Raw genomic sequence first — 12,189 nt, forward strand, 5'->3', positions numbered from 1 at the left:
GCGTCGGGCCCGACGGAAGTGTCACAGCCGGGCGGTGGGGCCACGGCGGGTGCCGGTCAGCCGCGGGCCGTGGCGTCCCGGCACAACAGACGGAGCGAGCCCTGGCCGCCGAAACAGCGGCGGGCCTCCTCCATTGGATCCCAGAGCCGGCCGTCGGGGGTGCGCACCCAGTGCTCGCCACCGGTCGCCCACCACTCGGCGCCGGTCTGGCGCACGATCACCTCGCCGGCGTAGGCGCCGAGGCCGCGCAGGACGCTCTCGACGGCCGCGTACGGGGGCTCCTCGCGGCGGATCTCCTCGATCACCCGGTCGACCCTCCACAGGCTCTGCGCGGAGTAGTCGAGCCGGACCCGGGCCCCCTCGCGCATGGTCGCGACGGCGTCCGCCGCCCACCGCACGGGCTTCATCGCCGCATGCGGTCTCGTCTCGCGCTGTGCCGTCGCGTGCGGGCCTGTCACATGAGCTGTCGCATGAGCTGTCACATCGGCTGTCACATAGGGAAGAGCGAGCCGGGCGGGACTTCCGTCACTCGGATCCGACAGGTTTCGCCGAACGTCGCAGGACCGCCCCACGTCCACCGCAGGACGCCCACAGGAACCGTTCAGACCCCCGGTTCCGCGGCACTGCGCGCCCGGCGGGAGACGACCGCGCGCAGTACACGGCGGCCCTCGACCGACACGTCCAGCGCCCGGCGCAGGCCGTTCGCACCGTGCCCGGCGAGGAGTTCCAGCACCGCGGCCTGGCGGCGCAGCTCGGCCGCGACCAGCGGGGGCAGGTCCGCCGTGTCCCCCGCGCGGCCGGCGTCGAGGCCGTCCGCTCCCGGGGTGCCGTCCGCGGCCGGGTCGAGCAGCCGGTGGATCCGCAGGGAGGCGACCGAGCAGGCGTCGGCCCAGGGCCGTACGGCGTCGGCGGCGCGCTCGGCCGGGGCCGCGTCCAGCATGCGGCGGGCGAGCCGCACGGCCTCGTCACCGACGGACGCCTCGGGCGCGGTGGAGCCGGCGGACCCGGCGGACTCGGTGGAACCGGCGGACCCGGCGGACTCGGCGGACTCGGCGGACTCGGTGGAACCGGCGGCTTCGCCGGGGCCGAGCGCGGCGCGGGCCTTCTCCAGGCCCGGGCCCCAGTCGGAGCCGTCGGCGAGGCTCGCCCACAGCGGCCGGAGCAGCTCGTCGTCACCGCCGAGCAGCGGCAGACACCGATCAAGACAAGCCAGCCCGCTGGCGGCCAGTCCGCGTTCGTCGGCCTGTGCGATCAGTTCCACCAGGCTCATGAATGCCTCCCTCGCCGGGGCGCCTACCGGTACGGAGCCCGCACTTCCCCTTACTGCGTGCGACGGCTCAGGTATGTCACAGCCAGCTGTTTTCAGACAAGGGCAGGGGCCGGGACCGGTCCCTCGAGAGCCCGCCGGTGCTGCATCCGGGTGATCTTGAGGACCACGAGGACGGCCAGGACGGCCGCCCCGATGTCGAGCACGTCCGCGTAGAGCATCTGCCGGGCGGCGTCCCGGATCTCGGCGGCCGTCTCGGCCCGCGCGGACAGCCGCGCGGCCACCCGGCCGGCGAGGAGGGAGACGATCCACAGCGCCCACCAGAAGTTGACGATGGCGTGTCCGGGGCGCTTGGCCCAGGCGGCACTGGAGTCCCAGATGTCGAGGACGATACGGCGCGGGAACCACAGGTTCACGACCGGGCAGAACCAGCCGCCGATCGTCCAGCCGCGCGACTTGCTGTGCCCGCCCGGGTTGAACACCTCGGCGTTCACCCGCACCCGCCACACCCAGCACAGGTAGACGATCCCCGTGGCGAGCAGGGCGGCCGTCTGGAGCACACCGGCGGCGCTGTAGAAGGTGTCGGCGCGGTCGGCCCGGTCGACGATGCCGCCGCCTGTGGCGCCGTCGGCTATGTCACCGGCGACGTCGATCTCGCCGAGGCCGGCCCAGACGGCGAACAGGTCGGTGGCGATGACGAGGCCGAGCAGCACGGCGGTGGTCCGGCCGAGCCCCACCGGCTTGCGCAGGACGGGGCCGGGCACCATGGGCATGGGCGGCGCGGGCATGGGTGAGGTCATGAAGGTTTCCCCCGAGGCGATGAGCGATGGTGCGAAGGGCGCGCGGCTCTCCCCGAACCGGACGCGCGGTCACCGGAACCTACGTCGAGGGCGGCCCCGCGTCCAACCCCATTCCCGGGGGCGGCCCCGCGCCCACTCCGAACCCGCAGGCGGCCCTGCGTCCAACCCGATCCCGCGGGCGGCCCTGCGTCCAACCCGATCCCGCGGGCGGCCCTGCGTCCAACCCGATCCCGCGGGCGGCCCTGCGTCCAACCCCATTCCCGGGGCGGCCCCGCGTCCACTCCCATCCCGCGGGCGCCTGGTCCGCCCTTTCCCCCTCGGCCGAGCCGGCTCCCGCTTTCCGCCCCGGCCCGTCCGCGTGTGCTCAGCCCAGCCGGTCCGAGAGCTTTCCGAATTCCGCCCAGGAAAGGGGCGGTTCGCCCGGGTCCCACAGCTTCTGCACGGTGGCCCGCAGCGGCATCCGGATCCCGGCGGCGACCTGTTCCTCCGTCTGCGCGTTCGGGAAGTCGCCCCACACGGCGAACGTCCCGCCGAGGACCTGACCCTCGTAGCGCGCGGGCACGGCGGCCGTGCCGCGCAGCACCCGCGGGTTCCACTGCTGGTAGATGCGCTGTCCCGTCGGATAGACGAAGGTCTGCGGCTGCCCGAGCACGTAGTAGAGGAACTCGTCGTTGTAGTTGACGACCTTCCGGCCCGCGCTCAGGTACTCGTCCGGCTGCCGGGCGCCGATCTCCTTGCCGGTCCAGTAGGCGACCCTGAGATCCTCGGCCGGCTGGACGGAGGTGCCGCGCAGGAAGCCGTCGTTCCACGCCCGCATCGTCCTGTCGTGGGCGCGGACGGTGTCGGCGCGGGCGTTGAGCCAGCCGGTGGCGAGGTCGGCGACCGTGCCGCCGGGGCCGTACTTCTCCCGGGCGGCGGCCGCGAGCTGCGGGTACGAGGCCTGCGGGTCCCGCACGGTCAGCGCCTGGTACTCGTCGCCGCCCAGGTGCCACTGGTCGCCGGTGAAGAGCCCCGCGTACTCGTTGAGCAGGTCGTCGACGATCTTCGCGGAGGCCTCCTTGGAGATGTCGACGGCTCCCCTGGTGGCGACCCCGCTCGCGTTGCGCAGCTGGAGATCGGGGTGGGCGGCGATCACGGCCCCCAGGTGCCCCGGCGAGTCGATCTCCGGTACGACGGTGATGTGCCGGCTGTTCGCGAGGTCCACGATCTTCTTGACCTGCGCCTTGCTCAGGTGGTCCGCGGAGACGATCTCCGGGTGGGTGGTGGACTCGATCCGGAAGGCCTGGTCGTCGGAGAAGTGCAGTCCCAGCTCGTTGAACTTCAGGTCCCCCAGCTCGCGTATCCGGTCCTCTATCCAGGTCTCGCTGAACGGTTTGCGTGCGATGTCCAGCATGAACCCGCGCACCGGCTTGGCGGGCTCGTCCCGGACGACGCCCTCCGGCGCCGTACCGCCGCCGTGGACCTCCTGCTTCAGGGTGCGGGTGCCGTAGAAGACCCCGGCCTCGCCGGGCCCGGTGATGTCGACCCGTCCGCCGCGGACGGTCATGGTGTACGACTCCTGGTTGCCGCCCCCGCCGAGCGCGAGCCGCACGTCACCGGCCCGGGCGTCGTTCTTCACGCCCGCGTAGGTCAGCCCCAGCTCTCCGGCGGCCAGCCGCCCCTCGTCCGCCAGACCGGCGTCGCTCACCAGCACCCGGCCGCCGGCTCGCGGTTTCCAGCCCGGTCCGTGCTCCGCGGTGTGGGAGCGCACCGCGGGTATCGTGCGCGGCGCCTGCGAGAGCGGGTAGGACCGACTGGGCGAAGGGCTCGCCGACGGTGTCCCCGGCTCGGCGGAGCCGGCGCCGGGCACCCGGTCGGACGACCGCCGTGCGCTCTGCTGCGGCCCGCCGTCGCCCCCGGACGTCGCGGCCCACACGCCGACGCCCGTGCCGAGCGCGACGGTCCCGACGACCGCGGCCGCCACGGCCGCCCGCTTCCGTATCACTCGTCGCGCCGCGTCCCGGCGCCTGCGCCTGTGCTGGGTCACCCTGTCAACGTACGTCCGGTCGCCGGCACATCCGTCACCGAGGTGTCCTGAAACTCTCCCATCCGAGTGAAATTCAGGCATCGCTCGGACACACCATGACCACTCTCGATAACCTGACGACACACATTTCACAGCATCCCCTGCCACGCCACATGTGACGCGAGGACCCACGCTGCCCGCCCACCGTCTCCCGTACCTCCCCACGCCCCTCGACGCCTTCAACACCGCCACGGACGACGAGGCGCGCACCCTTCTCCTGTGCTGCCTGCACAGCCTGTGCTGGTCCCGCCGGATCGCGGACCACCGCCCCTATCCCGACCTGGAGGCCCTGCTGGCCGCGGCGGACGAGGCGGCGTACGACCTCTCCCCGGCCGACCTCGCGGAGGCCCTCGCGGGCGAGTCCCTCCCGGAGCTGCCCGAGGACACGTACTCGGCGGCCCACATGGCCCTGAGCGCGGCGCAGGCCGCCTACGAAGCACGATTCGGACACGCGTTCGTCATCTATCTGGGCGATGCACCGCCGGACGAGGCCCTCGACCACATCCTCGAAGGCATCCGGTCACGATTGGCGAACGATCCGGAGGAGGAACGGGTCATAGCGGCGGAGGAACTCCGGCGCCTGGCGCGAAGCCGGCTGACGGCCGGACTCAGGGGCGCGGGACCGTGCCCATCAGCGGCTCCGCCGCGTGGCGCCACCAGCCACAACGCATCCGCACCCCGCAGGTGACGGGACGCACCGCCCCGGCAGCCGTCCCGGCTAGCCCAACCGCGTGCCAATTTGATCACACAGGTAGGCCCCCCGTAAGGCACGGCGCAGCGCATCGCTACGATGCTGGGGGCCGGTGGACCGTACCCGGCCGGGCCCGACCGACAGTGAAGCCGGCGCGGCCCTAGTCCCCGCTCCCGGAGGGTTCTTCCGTGCCGGCTGGAACGCTGTACCGCGGCCGGGAAGGAATGTGGTCGTGGGTGGCTCATCGAGTCACCGGTGTCCTCATCTTCTTCTTCCTGTTCGTTCATGTGCTGGACACCGCTCTCGTGCGTGTCTCCCCCGAGGACTACGACAAGGTCGTAGCCACGTACAAGACGCCGATCGTCGCGCTGCTGGAGTACGGCCTCGTCGCCGCCATCCTCTTCCACGCGCTCAACGGCCTGCGTGTCATCGCCGTCGACTTCTGGTCGAAGGGCCCGCGCTACCAGAAGCAGATGTTCTGGGGCGTGATGGGTGTCTGGATCATCCTGATGGCCGGTGCGATCTACCCGGTCCTCGGCCACGCCTACCGTGTCCTCTTTGGGAGCTGACGCCGATGTCCACGACTGAAACCGCGGCCCCCGGAGTCGGCCCCGTCGAGGGCACCCCCGTCTACACCGTCGAGAACCCGGCCCCGCTCATCGAGGCGCCGCGCAAGCGCACCAAGAAGACCCCGAAGTCGACCCGGGGCAACTTCGAGCTGGCGGCCTGGCTGTTCATGCGCCTGTCCGGCATCGTGCTGGTCGTCCTCGTCATCGGCCACCTGCTGATCCAGCTCGTGCTGGACGGCGGCGTCTCCAAGATCGGCTTCGCCTTCGTGGCGGGCCGCTGGGCGTCCCCGTTCTGGCAGGTCTGGGACCTGCTGATGCTGTGGCTCGCCATGCTGCACGGCGCCAACGGTCTGCGCACGGTCATCAACGACTACGCCGAGCGGCCGAACTCCCGGCTGTGGCTGAAGGCTCTGCTCTACACCGCCACGGTGTTCACCATCCTGCTGGGCACGCTGGTGATCTTCACCTTCGACCCGAACATCCGCTAGGCACGGGGCTGCGAGAATCATGAAGATCCACAAGTACGACACCGTCATCGTCGGCGCCGGTGGCGCGGGCATGCGCGCGGCCATCGAGTCGACGAAGCGCAGCCGCACCGCGGTGCTGACCAAGCTCTACCCCACCCGCTCCCACACGGGCGCCGCGCAGGGCGGCATGGCCGCCGCGCTGGCCAACGTGGAGGAGGACAACTGGGAGTGGCACACCTTCGACACGGTCAAGGGCGGTGACTACCTGGTCGACCAGGACGCCGCCGAGATCCTGGCGAAGGAGGCCATCGACGCCGTCCTCGACCTGGAGAAGATGGGCCTGCCGTTCAACCGGACCCCGGACGGCACCATCGACCAGCGCCGCTTCGGCGGTCACTCCCGCAACCACGGCGAGGCCCCGGTCCGCCGGTCCTGCTACGCCGCGGACCGCACCGGCCACATGATCCTCCAGACGCTGTACCAGAACTGCGTCAAGGAGGGCGTGGAGTTCTTCAACGAGTTCTACGTCCTGGACCAGCTGATCACCGAGGTCGACGGCGTCAAGAAGTCGGCCGGTGTCGTGGCGTACGAGCTGGCCACCGGTGAGATCCACGTCTTCCAGGCGAAGTCCGTGATCTACGCCTCCGGCGGCACCGGCAAGTTCTTCAAGGTGACCTCCAACGCGCACACCCTCACCGGTGACGGCCAGGCCGCCGTCTACCGCCGGGGCCTGCCGCTGGAGGACATGGAGTTCTTCCAGTTCCACCCGACCGGCATCTGGCGCATGGGCATCCTCCTGACCGAGGGTGCGCGCGGTGAGGGCGGCATCCTCCGCAACAAGGACGGCGAGCGCTTCATGGAGAAGTACGCGCCCGTCATGAAGGACCTCGCCTCCCGCGACGTCGTCTCCCGCTCCATCTACACGGAGATCCGCGAGGGCCGCGGCTGCGGTCCCGAGGGCGACCACGTCTACCTGGACCTGACCCACCTGCCGCCGGAGCAGCTGGACGCCAAGCTCCCGGACATCACCGAGTTCGCGCGCACGTACCTCGGCATCGAGCCCTACACGGACCCGATCCCGATCCAGCCGACCGCGCACTACGCGATGGGCGGCATCCCGACGAACGTCGAGGGTGAGGTCCTGGCGGACAACACCACCGTCGTCCCGGGTCTGTACGCGGCCGGCGAGGTCGCCTGTGTCTCCGTGCACGGCGCCAACCGCCTGGGCACCAACTCGCTGCTGGACATCAACGTGTTCGGCCGCCGGGCCGGCATCGCCGCCGCCGAGTACGCCCACAAGGCCGACTTCGTCGAGCTGCCGGAGAACCCGGCGTCGTTGGTGGTCGAGCAGATCGAGCGGCTGCGCACCTCCACCGGCAACGAGCGGGTGGCGACCCTGCGCCGCGAGCTGCAGGAGACCATGGACGCCAACGTCATGGTGTTCCGCACCGAGCAGACGATCAAGACGGCCGTCGAGAAGATCGCCGAGCTGCGCGAGCGCTACCGGAACGTGGCCATCCAGGACAAGGGCAAGCGGTTCAACACGGACCTCCTCGAGGCCATCGAGCTGGGCAACCTGCTCGACCTGGCCGAGGTCATGGCCGTCTCGGCCCTGGCCCGCAAGGAGTCCCGCGGTGGTCACTACCGCGAGGACTACCCGAACCGCGACGACGTCAACTTCATGCGCCACACCATGGCGTACCGCGAGGTCGGCGCCGACGGCTCGGAAACCGTCCGTCTCGACTACAAGCCGGTCGTCCAGACCCGCTACCAGCCGATGGAGCGTAAGTACTGATGGCTACCCCTGTTCTGGACAAGGCGGACGCGGCCGGCCAGCCCGAGCCCGGCTTCGCCGACTCCCCCTACATCACGGTCACCTTCCGGGTCCGCCGGTTCAACCCGGAGGTCTCGGCGGAGGCCACCTGGGAAGACTTCCAGCTGGAGATCGACCCGAAGGAGCGTGTCCTCGACGGCCTCCACAAGATCAAGTGGGACGTCGACGGCACCCTCACCTTCCGCCGCTCGTGCGCGCACGGCATCTGCGGCTCGGACGCGATGCGGATCAACGGCAAGAACCGCCTTGCCTGCAAGACGCTGATCAAGGACATCAACCCCGAGAAGCCGATCACGATCGAGCCCATCAAGGGCCTGACGGTCCTGAAGGACCTGGTCGTGGACATGGAGCCGTTCTTCCAGGCGTACCGGGACGTCATGCCGTTCCTGGTCACCAAGGACACGAACGAGCCGACCCGCGAGCGGCTGCAGTCCGCCGAGGACCGCGAGCGCTTCGACGACACGACGAAGTGCATCCTCTGCGCGGCCTGCACCTCCTCCTGCCCGGTGTTCTGGAACGACGGCCAGTACTTCGGTCCGGCCGCGATCGTGAACGCCCACCGCTTCATCTTCGACAGCCGTGACGAGGCGGGCGAGCAGCGCCTGGAGATCCTGAACGACCGCGACGGCGTGTGGCGCTGCCGCACGACCTTCAACTGCACGGACGCCTGCCCGCGCGGTATCGAGGTCACGAAGGCGATCCAGGAAGTGAAGCGCGCACTCATCACGCGCCGCTACTGACCCGCGAGGCCGACGGAGAGGGCCCCGTCCCCGGTGTGCACCGGGGGCGGGGCCCTCTCCGTACAACTGTGCGGGGTGTTGGTGCGTCTCCTGTGTACGCGATCAAGGAGATACATGCGCACCCACAGAGTGTCCGCCGTGGTCACGGCCACGGCGCTGTCCCTCACCGGCGGCCTGGTGGCCCTCACGGCCGGGCCGGCGAGCGCCGCGCCCGCCAAGTACGCCGACGACTTCAACGGCGACGGGTACCGGGACTACGCCTCGGGCTGGGGCGGCGAGGTCACGGTCACCTACGGCACGGCGACCGGGCCGGGGCCCAAGACGGTCCGGTTCACCCAGGACAGCCCGAACATCCCGGGCAAGGCGGGCGATGCCGGGGGTTACGCCGACGCCTTCGGCGACGGACTGGCCACCGCCGACCTCAACCGGGACGGGTACGCCGACCTGGCCGTGGCCGACCACACCGAGAAGGCCGGGACGAAGACCGCGGCGGGCGCGGTCACCGTCCTGTGGGGCGCCAAGGCGGGTCTCGGCGTGAAGGCCACGCGGATCCCGGCCAAGTCCACGACCGGGTTCGGCACCGCCCTCGCCTCCGGCGACTTCAACGGCGACGGGAAGCCGGACCTGGCCGTCGCCGACGTCACCGGCACCCTCTTCGTCTACCGCGGCGGCTTCTCCCAGACCGGTGCGACAGGCAGCGTCACCAGGATGGAGGTCAGCCCCAGCGGCGCCCACGTGCTGGAACCGACCGCGATCGTCGCCGGCAAGGTCACCAAGGACGCGGCCACCGACCTGTACGTGCTCGGCCAGGGCTACGAGAACGACAAGATGGTCCAGGCCGCATGGTTCGTGCAGGGCGGCTCCACCATCAAGCGCGGCAAGTACACGACGTACAACGCCTCGCACGCGGACTTCTCCTCCACCGGAGTGATCGCCGACTTCGACAAGAACGGCTACGGGGACCTGGCCGTCAGCGACAAGCCGTACAACAAGAACGCCGGTTCCGTGCTGGTACTGCGCGGCGGCGCGAGCGGCCCGACCACCTCCTACCGGCTGTCCCAGGCCACCTCCGGCGTGGCGACGGCGGCGACGAAGAACGACTCGTTCGGCTACTCCCTCTCCGCCGGTGACACCAATCGCGACGGCTACCCCGACCTCGCCGTGGGCGTGCCCGAGGAGGAGGCCGGCTCCGTCGAGAACGCGGGCGGTGTGCACGTCCTGCGGGGCGGCAAGGGCGGCCTGACCGGTACCGGTTCCCAGTGGTTCACCCGCGCCACGGCCGGGGTGCCGGGCAGCCCCGGCGAGTGGGAGGCGCTGGGCCGCTTCGTCCGCCTGCGCGACTTCGACCGGGACGGTGACGCGGACCTGCTGGTCTCGGGCGACCTCTACCGCCCGGGTGTGCTGCTGCGCGCGACCGCCTCGGGCGTCACCACCAGCGGCGCCTCGGAGAGCGACCTGGACCCGAACTTCCCGCAGTAGTCACGCTGCCGCGTCCCCCGCCGAGCCCCACCGGAATCCGCTCCGGTGGGGCTCCTCGCATCCGGGCACAAGGACTCCTAATCTGACGACATGTCAGACGAAGAGTCGTACGAACTGCTCGGCTTCGACAACGTGCTGCTCCCCGTCGGCGACCTCGCCGAGGCGGTCGCCTTCTACGAGCGGGCCGGATTCACCGTGGGATTCCGGTTCGACGAGGCCGGGATCGCGCTGCTGAAGGTCGGCGGGGAGACGCCGGGCCTCCTGCTGCGTGCCGAGGAGGAGCTGCGGCACCGGTCGCCGGCCTGGCCCTCGCCGCGCATCTGGCTGGAGGTGCCGGACGCGCGGGTGGCGGCACGGAAGCTGGCCGCCGCCGGGATCCCGCCGCTGGACGAGGTGTTCCAGGTGGCCACCGGCTGGACCGTGGAGGTGACCGACCCCTGGGGCAACGTCCTGGGCTTCACGGACTACACCAAGCGCCCGGCACTGGGCCGCCGAAGCTGAGCGCTCCATTGAGTTGAACATGTTCAAAAGCAGGTCTAGAGTCATCCCTGTCAGCGTTTTGAACGCGTTCAAGAAGGGGTGGGGCATGGACCGCACCGTCATCGCCTACGTCATCTACCTGGTCGTCAGCGTCGCACTGACCGTCTGGGTGGCCCGCACGCTCAGCCACAACGGCCGGATCTTCCTCGCCGACGTCCTGCACGGCAACGAGAAGCTCGCGGACGCCGTCAACCACCTGCTGGTGGTCGGGTTCTACCTCGTCAACCTCGGCTTCGTGGCCCTGTACCTGAGCGACGACAAGACGATCGAGGACACCCGCGGCATCTTCGAGGCCCTGTCGACCAAGCTGGGCGTGGTCCTGCTCGTGCTCGGCGTGATGCACCTGGGCAACGTGTACGTGCTCAACAAGATCCGCCGGCGCGGGGTGATGGAGCGGGAGCAGGTGCCCCCGGTCAGCCCGCAGGAGTGGATCGCCCCGACGGCCGGCGCGTGACCGCGGTGACCGCCACGACCGGCACACCGGGCCGGGGCGCCACGAGCGCCCCGGTCCGGGGGCTGACCGTCCTGTACGACGCCGAGTGCGCCCTGTGCACCCACCTGCGCGGCTGGCTGGCCCGGCAGGCGCAACTGGTGCCGCTGGAGCTGGTGCCGGCGGGCTCCGCCGAGGCCCGCGCCCGCTTCCCGGAACTCGACAACTCCGCCACCCTCGACGAGGTCACCGTGGTCGGCGACGCCGGGCAGGTCTACCGGGGTCCGCGCGCCTGGATCACCGTCCTGTGGGCCCTGCGCGAGCACCGGCCGCTCGCCCACAAGCTCGCCACCCCGGCCGGCGCCAGGCTGGCCAGGGGAGCCGTGCTCGCCGCCGCAAAGTGGCGGGAGACGCAGTGGCGGGGCACGCAGTGGAGCGGGCGGACGTACCGCCGGGCCGACGGCTGGTCCTACCACCCGGGCACCGGCTGGACGTTCGAGCCGCCGTCCTGTTCGGGGCCCGGCTGCACCACTCGTTAGGCTCTCCTACCGTGCCCGCGAAGAACGACGGCCCCGAGGCCGGCTCCCAGAGCAGCAAGTCCGAGCAGACCCGTGCGCTGATCCTGGAGACCGCGATGCGGTTGTTCCAGGAGCGCGGGTACGACAAGACGACCATGCGGGCCATCGCCAAGGAGGCCGGGGTCTCCGTCGGCAACGCCTACTACTACTTCGAGGGCAAGGAACACCTGATCCAGGGCTTCTACGACCGGATCGCCGCCGAGCACCAGGCGGCGGCCCGGGCGGTCCTGGAACGGGAGACCGACCTGGAGGCGCGGCTCGCGGGCGTGCTGACCGCATGGCTGGACGTCGCACGGCCGTACCACGAGTTCGCGGTCCAGTTCTTCAAGAACGCCGCCGACCCCGACAGCCCGCTCAGCCCCTTCTCGCCGGAGAGCGAGCACGCGCGCGAGCAGGCGATCAGCGTGCACAGGGAGGTCCTGGCCGGCTCCAGGTCCAAGGTGGCCCCGGAACTCAAGGACGTGCTCCCCGAGTTGATGTGGCTCTCCCAGATGGGCCTGGTGCTGTACTGGATCTTCGACCGCACGGAGGGACGCGAGCGCAGCTACCGGCTGGCCAAGCGCGGGGCCCGGCTCACCGCGCGGGGCGTGTCCCTGGCCCGCTTCCGCGTACTGCGCCCGCTGGTCCTGGAGGTCCACGAGCTGTTCACGGACTTCCTGCCGGGCATGACGAAGGTCCTGCCGGACCCGGGCCGTGACCGGGGCGAGTGACCGCCCCGGACGGGCGGCT

General features: G+C 70.9%; 14 protein-coding genes. 10 read left to right on the forward strand and 4 right to left on the reverse strand.

What is annotated here, in order from left to right; genetic code table 11:
* Positions 1-56 precede the first annotated feature (56 nt).
* The 4 genes from JK359_RS05085 to JK359_RS05100 form a co-directional block, all read right to left on the reverse strand.
* On the reverse strand, positions 57-407 hold the full coding sequence (locus tag JK359_RS05085) for a hypothetical protein (protein WP_201832038.1): 351 nt from the start codon (positions 405-407) through the stop codon (positions 57-59).
* 194 nt (positions 408-601) lie between these two features.
* Complete coding sequence (locus tag JK359_RS05090; protein WP_201832040.1) at positions 602-1,270, reverse strand: hypothetical protein; 669 nt, start codon at positions 1,268-1,270, stop codon at positions 602-604.
* A 92-nt stretch (positions 1,271-1,362) separates the two neighbouring features.
* Positions 1,363-2,067 carry a DUF4328 domain-containing protein gene (locus tag JK359_RS05095; protein WP_201832042.1) on the reverse strand — a complete coding sequence of 235 codons (705 nt, stop codon included), beginning with the start codon at positions 2,065-2,067 and terminating at the stop codon, positions 1,363-1,365.
* A gap of 364 nt (positions 2,068-2,431) precedes the next feature.
* Positions 2,432-4,093 (reverse strand): beta-N-acetylhexosaminidase, encoded by a 1,662-nt coding sequence (locus JK359_RS05100; protein WP_372445349.1) that lies wholly within the window; start codon positions 4,091-4,093, stop codon positions 2,432-2,434.
* A 154-nt stretch (positions 4,094-4,247) separates the two neighbouring features.
* Between JK359_RS05100 and JK359_RS05105 the strand changes: the two genes are divergently transcribed.
* The 10 genes from JK359_RS05105 (at position 4,248) to JK359_RS05150 (ending at position 12,170) form a co-directional block, all read left to right on the forward strand.
* The gene (locus JK359_RS05105) at positions 4,248-4,820 is read left to right on the forward strand and encodes a 2-oxo-4-hydroxy-4-carboxy-5-ureidoimidazoline decarboxylase (protein WP_201832044.1); all 573 of its coding nucleotides are present in this window, start codon (positions 4,248-4,250) and stop codon (positions 4,818-4,820) included.
* Positions 4,821-5,011: 191 nt separating this feature from the next.
* A complete protein-coding gene (gene sdhC, locus JK359_RS05110; protein WP_201832045.1) occupies positions 5,012-5,392 on the forward strand; it encodes a succinate dehydrogenase, cytochrome b556 subunit in 381 nt (126 codons plus the stop codon).
* Between the two features lie 5 nt (positions 5,393-5,397).
* Complete coding sequence (locus JK359_RS05115) at positions 5,398-5,880, forward strand: succinate dehydrogenase hydrophobic membrane anchor subunit (RefSeq protein ID WP_201832046.1); 483 nt, start codon at positions 5,398-5,400, stop codon at positions 5,878-5,880.
* Positions 5,881-5,899: 19 nt separating this feature from the next.
* Positions 5,900-7,654, forward strand: a complete 1,755-nt coding sequence (gene sdhA, locus JK359_RS05120) for a succinate dehydrogenase flavoprotein subunit (RefSeq protein WP_201832047.1) — start codon at positions 5,900-5,902, stop codon at positions 7,652-7,654.
* Entirely contained in the window at positions 7,654-8,433 is a 780-nt protein-coding gene (locus tag JK359_RS05125; RefSeq protein WP_201832048.1) for a succinate dehydrogenase iron-sulfur subunit, read from the forward strand. Before sdhA ends, JK359_RS05125 begins: the two co-directional genes overlap by 1 nt.
* A gap of 114 nt (positions 8,434-8,547) precedes the next feature.
* Positions 8,548-9,912: an FG-GAP and VCBS repeat-containing protein gene (locus tag JK359_RS05130; RefSeq protein WP_201832051.1), complete on the forward strand. Its 1,365-nt coding sequence runs from the start codon at positions 8,548-8,550 to the stop codon at positions 9,910-9,912.
* Between the two features lie 90 nt (positions 9,913-10,002).
* Positions 10,003-10,413 (forward strand): VOC family protein, encoded by a 411-nt coding sequence (locus JK359_RS05135; RefSeq protein WP_201832053.1) that lies wholly within the window; start codon positions 10,003-10,005, stop codon positions 10,411-10,413.
* Positions 10,414-10,498: 85 nt separating this feature from the next.
* On the forward strand, positions 10,499-10,906 hold the full coding sequence (locus tag JK359_RS05140) for a hypothetical protein (protein WP_201832055.1): 408 nt from the start codon (positions 10,499-10,501) through the stop codon (positions 10,904-10,906).
* On the forward strand, positions 10,903-11,421 hold the full coding sequence (locus JK359_RS05145) for a thiol-disulfide oxidoreductase DCC family protein (RefSeq protein WP_307787972.1): 519 nt from the start codon (positions 10,903-10,905) through the stop codon (positions 11,419-11,421). The genes JK359_RS05140 and JK359_RS05145 overlap by 4 nt, the downstream gene beginning before the upstream one ends.
* A gap of 11 nt (positions 11,422-11,432) precedes the next feature.
* Complete coding sequence (locus JK359_RS05150; RefSeq protein ID WP_201832057.1) at positions 11,433-12,170, forward strand: TetR/AcrR family transcriptional regulator; 738 nt, start codon at positions 11,433-11,435, stop codon at positions 12,168-12,170.
* Positions 12,171-12,189: the final 19 nt, after the last annotated feature.

Source organism: Streptomyces actinomycinicus, assembly GCF_016741775.1.
Lineage (GTDB): Bacteria > Actinomycetota > Actinomycetes > Streptomycetales > Streptomycetaceae > Streptomyces > Streptomyces actinomycinicus.